At 69.4% G+C, this 14,187-nt stretch carries 14 protein-coding genes; 7 read left to right on the plus strand and 7 right to left on the minus strand.

Annotated elements, in window-relative coordinates; all coding sequences use genetic code 11:
- Position 1 precedes the first annotated feature (1 nt).
- Genes ACH0BU_RS08200 through phbB form a run of 3 tightly spaced genes read left to right on the plus strand, consistent with a single transcriptional unit; the run spans position 2 to position 3,972 of the window.
- Positions 2 to 2,215, plus strand: a complete 2,214-nt coding sequence (locus tag ACH0BU_RS08200) for a molybdopterin cofactor-binding domain-containing protein (protein WP_296220892.1) — start codon at positions 2 to 4, stop codon at positions 2,213 to 2,215.
- Positions 2,212 to 3,219 (plus strand): ferrochelatase, encoded by a 1,008-nt coding sequence (gene hemH, locus ACH0BU_RS08205; RefSeq protein WP_296220890.1) that lies wholly within the window; start codon positions 2,212 to 2,214, stop codon positions 3,217 to 3,219. Before ACH0BU_RS08200 ends, hemH begins: the two co-directional genes overlap by 4 nt.
- Positions 3,220 to 3,249: 30 nt before the next feature.
- Complete coding sequence (gene phbB, locus ACH0BU_RS08210) at positions 3,250 to 3,972, plus strand: acetoacetyl-CoA reductase (protein ID WP_125946390.1); 723 nt, start codon at positions 3,250 to 3,252, stop codon at positions 3,970 to 3,972.
- A 15-nt stretch (positions 3,973 to 3,987) separates the two neighbouring features.
- On the opposite strand, the gene ACH0BU_RS08215 is transcribed toward phbB, so the two are convergent.
- Together ACH0BU_RS08215 and galE are read right to left on the minus strand one after the other, a co-directional pair.
- The gene (locus tag ACH0BU_RS08215) at positions 3,988 to 4,824 is read right to left on the minus strand and encodes an aldolase/citrate lyase family protein (protein ID WP_314471731.1); all 837 of its coding nucleotides are present in this window, start codon (positions 4,822 to 4,824) and stop codon (positions 3,988 to 3,990) included.
- Positions 4,821 to 5,834 (minus strand): UDP-glucose 4-epimerase GalE, encoded by a 1,014-nt coding sequence (gene galE, locus ACH0BU_RS08220; protein ID WP_314471730.1) that lies wholly within the window; start codon positions 5,832 to 5,834, stop codon positions 4,821 to 4,823. The genes ACH0BU_RS08215 and galE overlap by 4 nt, the downstream gene beginning before the upstream one ends.
- 65 nt (positions 5,835 to 5,899) lie before the next feature.
- Between galE and msrA the strand changes: the two genes are divergently transcribed.
- Positions 5,900 to 6,445: a peptide-methionine (S)-S-oxide reductase MsrA gene (msrA, locus tag ACH0BU_RS08225; protein WP_296222673.1), complete on the plus strand. Its 546-nt coding sequence runs from the start codon at positions 5,900 to 5,902 to the stop codon at positions 6,443 to 6,445.
- A gap of 3 nt (positions 6,446 to 6,448) precedes the next feature.
- Here the strand turns inward: msrA and ACH0BU_RS08230 are convergent, their stop codons facing one another.
- Positions 6,449 to 7,366, minus strand: a complete 918-nt coding sequence (locus ACH0BU_RS08230) for an L-threonylcarbamoyladenylate synthase (protein WP_296222674.1) — start codon at positions 7,364 to 7,366, stop codon at positions 6,449 to 6,451.
- A 37-nt stretch (positions 7,367 to 7,403) separates the two neighbouring features.
- Between ACH0BU_RS08230 and ACH0BU_RS08235 the strand changes: the two genes are divergently transcribed.
- Both ACH0BU_RS08235 and ACH0BU_RS08240 read left to right on the plus strand, forming a co-directional pair.
- Entirely contained in the window at positions 7,404 to 9,086 is a 1,683-nt protein-coding gene (locus ACH0BU_RS08235) for an acyl-CoA dehydrogenase family protein (RefSeq protein WP_296222675.1), read from the plus strand.
- Positions 9,083 to 9,910, plus strand: a complete 828-nt coding sequence (locus ACH0BU_RS08240; protein ID WP_296222676.1) for an arylamine N-acetyltransferase family protein — start codon at positions 9,083 to 9,085, stop codon at positions 9,908 to 9,910. Before ACH0BU_RS08235 ends, ACH0BU_RS08240 begins: the two co-directional genes overlap by 4 nt.
- Positions 9,911 to 10,019: 109 nt before the next feature.
- On the opposite strand, the gene ACH0BU_RS08245 is transcribed toward ACH0BU_RS08240, so the two are convergent.
- Both ACH0BU_RS08245 and ACH0BU_RS08250 read right to left on the minus strand, forming a co-directional pair.
- Positions 10,020 to 11,873, minus strand: coding sequence for an AMP-binding protein (locus tag ACH0BU_RS08245; protein ID WP_314471726.1), 1,854 nt, complete (start codon positions 11,871 to 11,873; stop codon positions 10,020 to 10,022).
- Between the two features lie 51 nt (positions 11,874 to 11,924).
- A complete protein-coding gene (locus ACH0BU_RS08250; RefSeq protein WP_046407016.1) occupies positions 11,925 to 12,122 on the minus strand; it encodes a hypothetical protein in 198 nt (65 codons plus the stop codon).
- Between the two features lie 106 nt (positions 12,123 to 12,228).
- Between ACH0BU_RS08250 and ACH0BU_RS08255 the strand changes: the two genes are divergently transcribed.
- On the plus strand, positions 12,229 to 13,053 hold the full coding sequence (locus ACH0BU_RS08255; RefSeq protein WP_046407018.1) for an HTD2 family dehydratase: 825 nt from the start codon (positions 12,229 to 12,231) through the stop codon (positions 13,051 to 13,053).
- A gap of 10 nt (positions 13,054 to 13,063) precedes the next feature.
- Here ACH0BU_RS08255 and ACH0BU_RS08260 read toward each other — a convergent pair whose 3' ends face one another.
- Together ACH0BU_RS08260 and ACH0BU_RS08265 are read right to left on the minus strand one after the other, a co-directional pair.
- Positions 13,064 to 13,984, minus strand: a complete 921-nt coding sequence (locus ACH0BU_RS08260) for a M23 family metallopeptidase (protein ID WP_296222684.1) — start codon at positions 13,982 to 13,984, stop codon at positions 13,064 to 13,066.
- Positions 13,981 to 14,181, minus strand: coding sequence for a DUF2093 domain-containing protein (locus tag ACH0BU_RS08265; protein WP_296222683.1), 201 nt, complete (start codon positions 14,179 to 14,181; stop codon positions 13,981 to 13,983). Before ACH0BU_RS08265 ends, ACH0BU_RS08260 begins: the two co-directional genes overlap by 4 nt.
- Positions 14,182 to 14,187: the final 6 nt, after the last annotated feature.

Here is a 14,187-nt window from a genome sequence, read left to right on the forward strand (position 1 = left end):
GATGATCTCGCGTCGAACCTTGCTGGTGACCGGAGGGGCGGGGGCCGGGCTCGCGCTCGCCTGGGCGGTGTGGCCGCGCCATTATGCCGTCGACCTCGCGCCCGAGCGCAACGAAACCGCGATCGGCGCGTGGCTGAAGATCGCGCACAACGGCCGCATCACCATTGCCGTGCCGCAGGCCGAGCATGGCCAGGGCGTCTATACCACCCTGCCGCAGATCGTGGCCGACGAGCTGGGTGCGGACTGGCGCACCATCGGGGTGGAAGCGGCGGTGCCGGGGCCGACCTATGCCAATCCGCTGGCCGCGGCAGCGCTGTTCGGCGGCGGACTGGCGCAGGTGCCCGACGCGATCCGGCGCGAGCATTGGGTGCGATCGGGGCTGGTGCTGACCGGCGGCTCCACCTCCGTGCGGATGTTCGAGGCGCCGCTGCGCGAGGCGGGGGCGGCGGCGCGCGTGCTGCTGACGAAGGCGGCGGCGAAGCGCTGGGGCGTTGACTGGGGGGAATGCGACACCGCCGACGGCTTTGTCGTCAACGGCAACCGGCGGCTGCGGTTCGGCGAGCTGGCGGCGGAAGCCGCGGGGTTCGACCTGCCCGAGGAATTGCCGCTGCGCTTTGGTGACGAGGGTCGGTTGTCGGGCCAGTCGCTGCCGCGGCTGGACGCGCCGGCGAAGGTCGATGGATCGGTGAACTTCACCGCCGATGTGCGGCTGCCCGACATGGTCTTCGCGACGATCGCGCAGGGGCCCGCGGGCGTTGCGCGCAGCCGGCTGGTGCGGGTCGACAAGCCGGCGGCGGACCGGGTGCGCGGCGTGACCGGGGTGATCGAGAATCCGCATTGGGTGGCGGTGGTCGCCAACACCAGCTGGGCGGCGATCCAGGGGCTGGCGGCGCTTCGCCCGCGGTTCGAGACGCGCGGTGGGCTGGCGGACAGCGCGGCGATCGATGCCGGACTGGAGGCGGCGTTCGAGCGACCCGCACTGGCGTTTGCGCGGCACGGCGAGGCGGCGGACGAGCTGGCGGGCGATGTGGCGCGCGCGAGCTACGCGATCGGGCCCGGTGTCCACGCATCGCTGGAGACGCCGTCCGCGACCGCATGGTGGCACAGCGACCGGCTGGAACTATGGGCGCCGACGCAGGCGCCGGGGCTGGCCCGTGCCGCCGCCGCGCGCGCGATCGGCGTGTCCGAACAGGCCGTCACCATCCATCCGATGATGATCGGCGGATCGTTCGGCCGCGCGCTCGACCATGAGGCGGTGGAGCAGGCCGCGATCCTGGCGGCGACGCTGCGCCGGCCGGTGCAGCTGCTATGGACGCGGCGCGAGGCGACGCTGCACGACCGGTTCGGCGCGCCGGCGCGTGCGCGCATGGCCGCGCGGCTGGCGAGCGACGGGCGGATCCTGGATTGGCAGGCGCGCATCGCCACCCCCGCGACCGGCGCGGCGCTAACCGACCGCTTGCTGGGCCATGATGCGCTGGCGCGGTCGACGATGTTCCTGCCCGAGCGCGCGGATGGCTATGCGATGGCCGGCGCGGTGCCGCCTTATGCCTTTCCAGCGGCGTCGATCCTCCACCATCCGGCCGATATCCCGCTGACGGTCGGGCATCTGCGCGGCGGGGCGGCTCGCGCCAATGCGTTCTTCACCGAATGTTTCATCGACGAGCTGGCGCATCGTGCCGGGACCGAGCCGATGTCCTACCGGATCGGGATGCTGGGTCATGACCCGCAGCTCGCGCGCTGCCTCAGCACCGCCGCCGCGTTGGGCGAGTGGGACGGCGGGGCGGCGGGCACGGGGCAGGGGCTGGCGTGTCATGCCATGGCCGGCAGCCGGATCGCGCTGGTCGCGGAGGCGCAGCAGGGCGGCAGCGGCGGGGTGAAGGTCGATCGGATCGTCGCTGCGGTGGATTGCGGGCGGGCGATCAACCCCGATGTCGTACGCCAGCAGGTGGAGGGCGGCATCCTGCTGGGCCTGGCGCTGGCGACCGGCCGGGCGCCGCATTTCACCGCCGGGCTGGCCGATACGCGCACGCTGGGCGACCTGCGGTTGCCGCGGCTGGCGGATACGCCGGAGATCACCGTCGAACTCATCCCCAGCCGGGGCGATCCGGGCGGGGTCAGCGACCTTGGCGTCGTGGCGGTTGCCCCCGCCATCGCCAACGCGCTGGCCGCCGCCGCGGGCAACCGCCCCCGCACCCTGCCGTTTGGAGCATCATGACCCCGCCCCCCGATCACCCCCCGATCGCGCCGCGCCGTATCGGCGTCCTGCTGATCAACCTCGGCACGCCCGACGCGCCCGATCCGCCCGCGGTGCGCCGCTATCTGGCGGAATTCCTGTCGGACCCCCGTGTCGTCGAGATCCCGCGGCTGATCTGGCAGCCCATTTTGCGCGGTGCGGTGCTGACCACGCGACCCAAGAAGTCGGCGCACGCCTATCAGCAGGTGTGGCGCGAAGATGGTTCGCCACTGGCGGCGATCACGCGCGCACAGGCGCAGGCACTGGCCGGTGACTTCGGGCCGGGCGTCACGGTGGATTACGCCATGCGCTACGGCAATCCGGCGATCGGCGACCGGATCCAGGCGCTGAAGGATGGTGGCTGCGACCGCATCCTGCTGGCGCCGCTGTACCCGCAATATTCTGGCGCGACGACGGCGACAGCGAACGACAAGGCCTTTGCCAAGCTGGCGCAGATGCGCTGGCAGCCGGCGATCCGCACGCTGCCGCCGTATCATGACGATCCCGCCTATATCGCCGCGCTGGCGACGTCGGTGCGCGAGGCAATCGCCGCGCTCCCCTTTACCCCCGACGCGCTGCTGACCAGTTTCCACGGGATGCCCGAGCGGACGCTGAAGCTGGGCGACCCCTATCATTGCCAGTGCCAGAAAACGGCGCGGCTGCTGGGCGAGGCGCTGGGGCGCGAGGTGACGATCACCTTCCAGTCGCGGTTCGGCCGCGCCCGCTGGCTGGAACCGGCGACCGATGTGGTCCTGGCCGAGTTGCCCGCGCGCGGCATCCGCAAAGTGGCGATCGTGGCGCCGGGCTTTTCCGCCGACTGCCTTGAAACGCTGGAGGAACTGGCGATCCGCGGGCGCGAGACGTTCATCGAGGCGGGGGGCAGCGACTTTGCCTATCTGCCGTGCCTGAACGACAGCCCGGTCGGACTTGATTTGTTACGCACGCTGATCCGCCGCGAGCTTGAAGGCTGGCTGCCCGTCACCTAGCGTTCGCGGACACTGAACGAGGGGGGACTGATGGGGCGGGTTGCGATCGTCACTGGCGGCACGCGGGGCATCGGGGAAGCCGTCAGCATCGCGTTGCGCGACATGGGGCTGACCGTCGCCGCCAATTATGCCGGCAACGACGCGCGTGCGGCGGATTTCACCGCGCGTACCGGCATCCGCGCAGTCCGCTGGGACGTCAGCGATCATGAGGCGTGCCTGGCGGGGGTTGCCGACGTGGAGGCGGCGCTGGGCCCGGTTGACGTGCTGGTCAACAATGCCGGCATCACCCGCGACGGCACCTTCATGAAGATGACCTACCAAATGTGGAAGGAAGTCATGGACACCAACCTTGGCGGGTGTTTCAACATGGCCAAGGCGGTGTTTCCGGGAATGCGCGAGCGACAATGGGGGCGGATCGTCAACATCGGGTCGATCAACGGCCAGGCCGGGCAATATGGCCAGGTGAATTACGCCGCGGCGAAGAGCGGCATCCACGGCTTCACCAAGGCGCTGGCGCTGGAAGGGGCGCGCGTCGGCGTGACCGTCAATGCCATCGCGCCCGGCTATATCGACACTGACATGGTGGCGGCGGTGCCGGGCGAGGTGCTGGACAAGATCGTCGCCAAGATCCCCGTCGGGCGGCTGGGCCGTGCGCAGGAGATCGCGCGCGGCGTCGCCTTCCTCTGTTCGGAGGACGGGGGCTTCGTTACCGGATCGACGCTGAGCATCAACGGCGGCCAGCACATGTACTGACCGCCGCCGCGGGGGTTATTCCACCAGGGCGAGCAGGCGGCGGGCGCTTTTGAGGTGTGGGGCGTCGATCATCTTCCCGTCGAGCTGAAGCGCGCCGGCGCCTGGATTGGCCTCGAACGCGGCGATGACGGCGCGGGCGTGGGTGATTTCGGCCTCGCTGGGGGTGAAGGCCTGGTTGATGACGGCCACCTGCGTCGGGTGGATCGCGAGCATGCCGGTGAAGCCGTCGCGGCGGCCGCGCGCGGCATAGGCGGCGAGGCCGTCGAGGTTGCGGAAATCGGGGAACACCGTCTCGATCGCGGGAACGCCGGCGGCATGCGCGCCGAACAGGGTGAGCGCGCGGACGACGCGATAGGGATCGGTGTAGCTGCCGTCCTCCTCACGCGCGCTGGTCGCGCCAATCGCGGCGGGGAGATCCTCGGCGCCCCAGGTGAGGCCGGCGAGGCGGCCGGCGACGCTGCCGAAGGTGCCGAGCTGGAACACCGCCGCCGCCGTCTCGCTGGCGACAGGCAGGATCGCGTAGTCGCCGGGCAGGCGGTCGGTGAGCGTGGCGACGGAGGACGCGCCCTCCGCCTTGGGCAGGACGATGCCGTCGAACGACAGGCCGGCGAGCGCCTCCAGGTCGGCCGCGACCTCATCGCTGTCGATCGGGTTGATGCGCACGAAGATGGCGGGACCAGGGTCGCGCGGCGCCTCGATCCAGGCGCGCACCGCAGCGCGCGCCTCCGGCTTGCGATCCGGGGCGACGGCATCCTCAAGGTCGAGGATCAGCGCGTCGGCGCCGGTCGCGGCTGCCTTGGGGAAGCGTTCCGGCCGGTCGCCGGGGACGAACAGGAGCGATCGCAACTTCATTTACCCATCTCCGCCAGCTTGCGTTCCCAGGCGAGCGCATCGCGCACGATGCCATCGAGATCGGCGCGCTTGGGCTGCCAATCGAGCGCGGCGAGGATCGCGCTATTGTCCGCCACGAGCTCGGCGGGGTCGCCCGCGCGGCGCCCTTCGATGCGGCGCTCGATCGTCATGTTGGTGACCCGGTCAACCGCGTCGAGCACTTCGAGCACCGAGAAGCCGCGGCCATAGCCGCAGTTGAAGGTGAAGCTTTCGGTCGGCGCGGCGACCAGCTGCTTCAGCGCGGCGACATGCGCGTCGGCGAGATCGGAGACGTGGATGTAATCGCGCACGCCGGTGCCGTCGCGGGTGGCGAAATCGGTGCCGAACACGCCGACCGCTTCGCGCTTGCCGGTCGCGGCCTCGACCGCGATCTTGATGAGGTGGGTGGCGCCCACCGTCGACTGGCCGCTGCGCGATTGGGGATCGGCGCCGGCGACGTTGAAATAGCGAAGCGCGCCATAGTTCATCGGGTGTGCCGCGGCGACATCGCGCAGCATCGCCTCCGTCATCAGTTTCGACATGCCATAGGGGTTGATCGGTGCTTGCGGATCGCTCTCCGTGATCGGCACCTTGGTCGGGTTGCCGTAGGTCGCGGCGGTCGAGGAGAAGATGAAGTGCGGGACGCCCTCTTCGACCGCGCTTTCGATCAGGCTGCGCGTGGCGGCGGTGTTGTTGCTATAATATTTGAGCGGGTTTTCGACTGATTCGGGCACCACCACCGAGCCGGCGAAGTGCATGATCGCGCGGACGTTGTGATCGCGGATCACGTCGCGCACGCCCGGATCCTCGACCGCGATGTTGACGAAGGCGGCGCGCGGATCGACCGCCCAATCGAACCCGGTGACGAGATTGTCGATCACCACGACGTCATGGCCGGAATCGAGCAGCGCCAGCACCGCGTGGCTGCCGATATAGCCGGCCCCGCCCGTCACCATCACCTTGCCGCCCAAAGTTTCGCCGCCAAGCGCCATGTCGATCTCCCTCTTTGCGTGCGACCTAGCGGCTTCCTACATGGGCCGCAAAGGAGACTGCATCCATGACCGAATATGCGACGCTTGCCGGTGGCTGCTTCTGGTGCACCGAGGCCGTGTTCAAGGACGTGATCGGCGTGGAAAGCGTCGAGAGCGGCTATATCGGCGGCACCGTGCCCAACCCGACGTACAAGCAGGTGTGCAGCGGCGATACCGGCCATGCCGAGGCGATCCGCGTCGGTTTCGATCCGCAGCAGATCAGCTATGGCGACCTGCTCGACATCTTCTTCGCGACGCATGATCCGACGCAGCTCAATCGCCAGGGCAATGACGTGGGCACGCAATACCGCTCTGCCATTTTCCCGATGACGGTGATGCAGGAGGAGCAGGCGAACCAGGCGATCGCGCGGGCGCAGGCCGATCATGACAAGCCGATCGTCACCACGATCGAATATGCCGACGAATGGTATCCGGCCGAGGATTACCATCAGGAATATTGGAACGGCGAGGGGCAGCGGAACCCCTATTGCATGGCGGTGATCCCGCCCAAGCTGCAGAAGCTGCGCAAGAGCTTCGCGGCGCGATCCAAGGCGGTGACCGTCTCCGCCTGATCGCTAGCGATGTGCGGCGCGGCGCAGGCGGTCGTTGATCGCTGCGCCGATGCCGCTGTCCGGCACGGGGGCGATGGCGATGCGTGGAGGCGCGGCGGCGTCGGCGCGGTGGAGCGCGTCGAACAGGCGGGCGGCGGCCTCTACGGGATCGCCGGTGGCGGACAGGGTGTCGTCGCCTGCGATCTTACCGAAACCGATCAGCCATTCGTCGCCTTGCTGCTCCGTGGCGTTGAGGCGCAGCGGCTTGGCGGGGGCGTAATGGGTGGCGAGCTGGCCGGGGGCGGTGACCTTTGCGCTGGGGGCGGCAGCTGACAGGCCTAGTTGTTCGGCGGTGATGGGACCGGGGCGCAGGATCGTGCCGTTGCCGACGATGGTGGATTCGAGGCCTGCGGTCGTGGGGCCGTCGTCGAGGATCAGCGGCACGCGGTTGCCCAGGCTGGCAGCGACGTGTTCGGCGCGGGTCGGGCTGATCGCGTTGCTGGCGTTGGCGGAGGGGGCGGCGAGCGGGCGAGCCGAGGCGTGCAGCAGCGCCTGCATCGCGCGGTGCGCCGGCACCCGGAGCGCGATCGTGTCGAGGCCGGCGGTGACGAGGCCGGCGATCCCGGCGTCGGGGCGCAGCGGCAGGACGAGGGTCAGGGGCCCCGGCCACCAGCGATTCGCGAGCGCGCGGGCGGCATCGTCGAATACGGCAATCCGTTCGGCGGCGGCGCGATCGGGCAGGTGGACGATCAGCGGGTTGAAGCTCGGCCGGCCCTTGGCGGCGTAGATCCGCGCGACGGCATCGGCATTGGTTGCGTCGGCAGCGAGCCCATATACCGTTTCCGTCGGCACGGCGACGATCCCGCCCGCGTGGATCAGCGCCGCCGCCTGGGTGATCGCAGCATCACCAAAGGGCAAAATTCGAGGGATTTGAGCCGTCATCGCCGGACGGTATAGCGGCGCGACACTGGAGAAGAACATGCCTTACACCGCCCCGGTCGCCGAGCAGCGTTTCGTGCTCGAGCATATCGTGCGCATTGCCGAGCTTGCCGCTACGGAACGCTACCATGCCGCCAGCCCCGACGTGATCGAGGCGGTGCTGGAGGGAATCGGGCAGCTGGCCGCGGGCGAATGGGCGCCGCTGGCGCGCGCCGGGGACACGGTGGGCGCGAAGTGGACGCCCGACGGCGTGGTGATGCCCGACGGCTACAAGGCCGCGTACAAGGCCTATGTCGAGGGCGGCTGGGGCACGATCGGCGTACCGGAGGAGTTCGGCGGGCAGGGCCTGCCCTTCGCGGTGCAATGCGCCGTGCTGGAGACGCTGGGCAGCGCCAACATGGGATTTGCGCTGGCGCCGATCCTGTCGGTGGGTGCGATCGAGGCGTTGCAGCACCATGGCACGCCCGAGCAGCAGGCGACGTGGCTGCCGAAGCTCGCCACCGGTGAGTGGACCGGCACGATGAACCTGACGGAGCCGCAGGCCGGCAGCGACGTCGGCGCGCTGCGCGCGACCGCCACACCGCGCGGCGACGGCACGTTTTCGATCAAGGGGACGAAGATCTTCATCTCGTTCGGCGACCATGACCTCGCTGACAATATCGTCCACCTGGTGCTCGCCCGGACGCCCGATGCGCCCAAGGGGACGAAGGGCATTTCGCTGTTCCTGGTGCCCAAGGTGCGCAGCGACGGCACGTCCAACGACGTTCGCGTCGTTTCGATCGAGCACAAGATGGGGCTCCATGCCTCGCCGACGTGCGTGCTGTCGTTCGGCGATCATGACGATTGTGTGGGTGAGCTGATCGGGCCGGAGTTCGGTGGCATGCGCGCGATGTTCACGATGATGAACAATGCGCGCCTCAACGTCGGCCTGCAGGGTGTGCAGGTGGCCGAGGCCGCGACGCAGAAGGCGGTGGAATATGCCCGCGAGCGGATCCAGGGCGCGCGCGAGGGCAAGGCCGCGGCGATCATCGAGCATCCCGACGTTCGCCGCATGCTGATGCGGATGAAGGCGCAGACGCAGGCCGCGCGGGCGCTGGTCTATTATGCCGCGGGGCAGGTGGATCGCGCCAATCTGGGTGACGCGGCGGCGCGTGACCGGCTGGAGATCGCGACGCCGCTGGCCAAGGCGCATGGCACCGACATCGGCAACGAGGTCGCGAGCCTCGGCGTGCAGGTGCATGGCGGCATGGGTTATATCGAGGAGACGGGCGCGGCACAGTTCTTCCGCGATGCGCGCATCACCCCGATCTATGAGGGGACGAACGGCATTCAGGCGGCGGATCTGGTGGGGCGCAAGCTGTCGCTGTCCAATGGCGCAGCGTTCGCGACGCTGATCGAGGATCTGCGCGGCGCCGAGCATCCGGCGCTGGGCGAGCTGGTCGCCGCGTGCGACTCGGTCGGCCGGCGGTTGCAGACGGCGGATGCTGATGATCGGCTGGCCGCGAGCTATCCGTTCCTGACGATGCTGTCGGTCGCGACGTGCGGCTGGCTGCTGGAGCGGGAAGCGGCCGAGGCTGGCGATGATGCGTTCGGCAAGGCGAAGAAGGCGGTCGTTGCCTTCTACCTCGACCAGATCGTGCCCGAGGCGCTGGGCCTGCGCGCCGCGGCGGAGGCGCCGGCCGCGCCGCTCTACGCGCTCGAGGCGGAGGCGTTTGCCGCATGAGCTTGCCGTTCAACCTTCCCGCCTATCTGGAGCGCATCCGCCTGCCGGCACGCGCGACGGTCGACCATCATGGCCTGTCGGCGGTGCAGCGCGCGCACCGACTGGCAATCCCGTTCGAGAATCTCGACGTGCCGCTGGGACGCGGGATCGACATTTCGTCCGACGCGGTGTTCGGCAAGCTCGTTGTCGCCGGGCGCGGCGGCTATTGTTTCGAGCATAACCGGCTGTTCCTGGATGCGCTGGAAGCGCTGGGGTTCGAGGCGCGGCCGCTGCTGGCGCGGGTGTGGCTGAACGGCGGCGGCGTGCCGCCCAAGACGCATACGCTGAGCCTCGTGACCTTCGGCGACGAGCAGTGGATCGCGGATCCGGGCTTTGGCGGCAGCTACACCCCGGTGATGCCGCTGGTGGATGGCGCCGAGGCGGAGGCGCCCGATGGCGCGACGTTCCGGCTGGTGCGCGATGCGGAGCATGGCTGGATGCTGCTGCGCTATGGCCATAGCGCGACCACCGACGGGCGTGGCGGGGGCGAGGGCTTCCAGCCGCAGTACAGCTTCACCACCGACACGGTGTGGCCGGCGGATCTGGAGATGGCGAACCGCTGGACGTCGACCGCGCCCGACACCCGCTTCACCACGCTGAAGGTGGTGAGCATCGTACTGCCGCACGGCTTGGCGACGCTGACCGACCGGCAGTATCGCCGGCGGGCGGGCGAGGAGGAGACGGCGGCGGTGATCGAGGATCCGCGCGTCTATCGCATGCGGCTGAGCATGATGTTCGGCATCGACCTGTCGAAAGAGGATGTCGCGGCGCTCGGGCTGTTCTGAGCGGGCGCGTCGCGAATAGCCGATACATGAACGCCGCGGTCCTGATGGAGGCCGCGGCGTTGGAGGATATGGGTTCCAGCCTTCGCGGGAATGACGGGTCGGCCGGGCGTTACGCGTCGACCTCGATCACGCCGTCGCTGAGTTCCTCGGTGAACAGCGCCTTCACCACATCGTCGCGCGCCGTCAGCGTCGCGCGCTGGTTGACATAGCCCTTGTCGGTGATCTCGCCGGCGTCGATCGACGGGGGCGTGCGCAGGATGGCGAAGCGGCGGATGCGGCGCGAGGAGCCGCCGGCGGCGGCGTTGAACGCCTCCAGCTTTTCCTTCACCAGCGCCTCAAGCGTCGGGATCGGATCGGCGCCGGGCGATGCCTCCGCCAGCGTCTGCAGCGCGGCCTGCGAGGGCCAGGCGAGGATGGCGATATAGGGCTTGTCCTGGCCGGCGATCACCACATCCTGAATGTACGGCGAGCAGGCGGCGCAGATGTCCGGGCGAAGCGTGCCAACCGAGACCCAGGTGCCGGTGGACAGTTTGAAATCCTCGGTCACGCGGCCGTCGAACACCAGGCCGAGCTCAGGCCGCTCGGGATCGATGAACTTGGCGGCGTCGCCGAGCATGTAGAAGCCTTCCTCGTCGAAGGCTGCGGCGGTCTTTTCCGGGTCATTATGATAGCCTCTCGTGACGGTCGGACCCTTCACGCGGACTTCCAGCTTGGCGCCGTTGGGCACGAGCTTGAGCGTCGAGCCCGGCAGCGGCAGGCCGATCAGGCCGACGCGTTCCGATGCCCAGTGAACGACGGTGACGCCCAAGGTTTCCGTCGCGCCGTACATGGTGGTGAAGGGCATGCGCTCACCCGTCTCGGCGATCGCCAGCGCCTGCATGCGATCGTAGAGATCGTCCGACAGCGTCGCCCCGCCGTAACCCATGCCGCGCAGGTTGCGGAAGAACGCCTGGCGGAGTGTGGAATCACGCTCCATCGCGTCGGCCAGCATGGCAAAGGCGACAGGGGCCGAACCGAAGCTCATTGGGGAGACTTCGCGCAGGTTCGCGATCGTCGTTTCGAACATGCCGGGGATCGGCTTGCCCTCATCGATGTAGAGCGTGCCGCCGCCGGCGATATTGGCGTTGAAGTGGATCGTGCCGGCGGAGATGTGGTTCCACGGCATCCAGTCGAGCGAGATCGGGTGATCGACGGGATCGGGATCATCGCGCAGCCCCTCGGACGCGGCGATGAGGTTCACGAACATGCCCTGATGCTGCGGCACGCCCTTGGGCATGCCGGTCGAGCCGGAAGTGAAGAGATATTTGCCGACCGTCTCGTGAGTCAGTGCGTCGCGCGCTTCATCCACCGCCGGGGTGGCGGGCGTGCCGGTCAATTCGGAGAAGGGGATGGTGCCCGCACCGCCATCCATGGTGACGAAGGTGAGCGAGGAGTCGAGATCGCGCAGCGTGGCGAAGGCGCGTTCGAACTGCGCGGCGTTTTCGGCAAAGACGATGCGCGGACGCACGGTGTTGAAGCAATGTTTGAGCTTCGCGTGATCGGTCGAGATCAGGCTGTAGGCCGGGCTCAGCGGGGCGATCGGCACGCCCGCCGTAAAGCAGCCGAGCATCAGGATGCCGTGCGCGACCGAGTTGCCGCTGATGCACATCACCGCGTCATTGGCGCCCAGCCCGCGATCGAGCAGCCACTGCGCGACGCTGTCGGCGGCAGCCTTGCCCTCGCCATAAGTGACGCCCTGCCACGGGCCGTGGTTCGGCGCGCGCTGCATCAGCCACGGGCGATCGGGGTGGAGCGCGGCCTTTTCCGCCATGAGGTGCGGGATCGAGCGGGCGGGCGTGCCCATCGCATGGTTGGAGCTGATAAGGATCGAGCCGTCGGCGCGGTGCTCGACGGAAATGTCCGGCCCCTTCTGCGGCAGGCGGCGGAAGGGCGGCTGGCTGGGCATGGCGGGGGCGGTTGCCATCGGGTCTCTCTCCTATTTTGTCCCGATATAAGCCAGCCGTATTACTTTCGCCTAGCGCTGAATCGCCTTTGCCTTGCCGCCCTCGCGCACGGCGACGCGGACCAGCACCGCGGTGGAGAGGAGGATCGCCGACACGAGCCCTCCGATCGCGAGCAGGCCGCCGCTGGTGATGTCGACGCGTGCGCCGATCCGGGCGCGCTTGCCGGCGCGAACGGTGGCGGCGGCATGGTGGGTGGGAGCTTTGGCCATGGCAGCGCAACGCCGAGGGGCGCGGGAGGGTTCAGCGCAGGGTAGCCGCGCTTGGCGGGCTCGCCGCGTGGCGCTAGGCCCCCCGCAACGCGAGGGAGGGAGAGCGATGGAGCAGTTCGACGGCTGGACGCCGGTGGAAACGGTACAGGCCGATGATCTCGTCGCGGCGCCGCTGCGCCGGCTGGCGGCGCTGTTCGATCATGACGGCGGGCATTGGCCGGCAGGTGAACTGCCGCCGCTGGCGCACTGGCTGTATTTCCTGCCCGAAGCGCCGCAATCGACCATCGGCGTCGATGGCCACCCGGCACGTGGAGCGGCGCTGCCGCCGGTCGATGCACCGCGCCGGATGTGGGCGGGCGGTCGGCTGACCTTCCATGCGCCGCTGCCGATCGGCGCGCAGGCGGAGCGGCGCAGTATCGTCACAGATGCCAAGGTGAAGGATGGCCGGTCGGGGCGGCTGACCTTTGTCACCGTGCGGCATACCGTCGTCATCGATGGTGCGACCGCGATCGTCGAGGAGCAGGACCTGGTGTTTCGCGGCGCGGGCAATGGTACGCCGCCGCCGGCACCCGCCGATCCGCGCGTCGCCGAAGCGAAGCAGCCGGTGCAGTTCGACGCAACGGCGCTGTTCCGCTTCTCCGCGCTGACGTTCAACGCGCACCGCATTCATTACGACCGGCCCTATGCGCAGGAGGAGGAACTGTACCCCGATCTGGTGGTGCATGGGCCCTATCAAGCGATGCTGCTGGCCGATCACTTGCTGCGCGAGCGGCGGGGCACGCGGCTGACGCATTTCTCGTTTCGCGGGGCGCGCCCGCTGTTCGTCGATCGGGCGGCGGCGCTGAACCTGGCGGGGGACGGCAGCGTCGCGCTGTGGACCACCGATCAGGATGGCTGCGCGTGCATGGAGGCCGAGGCGCAGACCGCCTGACGGCGCGCGCTCAGTTCGGCATCGGCCCCGCGATCAGCAACGGGTCGATCCGTGCGTCGCGCCACTTCATCGCCCAGTGGAGATGCGGACCCGAGGCGCGGCCGGTGGCGCCGATCGCGCCAACCGTCTGCCCCTGACGGACGCGTGTGCCGACCGGCACGTCGATCCGCGAGAGGTGCAGGAACGCGCTGTTCAGCCCCATGCCATGGTCGATGATGAGGAGATTGCCCTCCAGCGTGAAGGGGGAGGCGGCGGCGAGCACGACCACGCCATCGGCGGGCGCCACGACCGGCGTGCCGCTCGGCCGGGCGACGTCGACGCCGGAATGGTAGGAGCCGGGCTCGCCGCGATAGATGCGCTGCGCGCCGAACAGGCCGGAGATGCGGCCGGTGACCGGCCAGACCAGCCGCTGGCGCCAGCCCTCGACCGGAGACTCGATCGCGCGTGCGGCCTCGATCTGCGCCAGCTCGCCGGGGCGGCGGCGCTGGAAATCGGCGCTGGGCACGGGGTATTTGGCGACGCGGTCGAGCCGCTCGATCCGCCAGGCGCGCGGCGCGACGGTCAGCGTGCGGCGGGCTGTGCGCCCATCCTCCAGCCGTGCCTCGAGGGTGGCGGTGGGTGCGGCGTCACGGTCAAAGGCGATCAGGAAGCGGCGGTCGGGCGCGATCGCGACTTGCCGGCCGTCGAGGGTGAGCGACACCGTTCCTTCGGGCGCGGTGCCGCGCGCGAGGCCGCCCTGGCTGAACGGACCGTCGATGGTGATGACGGCGGGGGGCAGCGGGGCCGGTACAGCCTGCACCGGTACCGGCGCGGGCTGTACCGGCGCCCGCACGGGCTGGGGGCGAGCCGAAATGGAGGCTGGGCCGGCGGCGGCTGGCACGCAGCCGGTGAGGGCGAGGATGATCGCGGGGCCGAGCCGCCAGTCGATCATTGCGGGGCCATCGCCTCCGAAGCGAGGGTGGCCGAGGCGAAGGCGCGCTGCGACTCCACGTCCCAGTAACGCAGATCCTCGATTGCGATTCGCGCGCCGCTGACCGCGCAGGTGACATGATCGCCCGGCGTCAGGACACGGAAGCCATTGGCCATATAGTGCAGGCGGGCGGGGCGATCGGTATTCGACATCAACATTTCTAT

The sequence above is a fragment of the Sphingomonas olei genome (assembly GCF_045369765.1).
Taxonomy (GTDB): Bacteria; Pseudomonadota; Alphaproteobacteria; order Sphingomonadales; family Sphingomonadaceae; genus Sphingomonas; species Sphingomonas panaciterrae.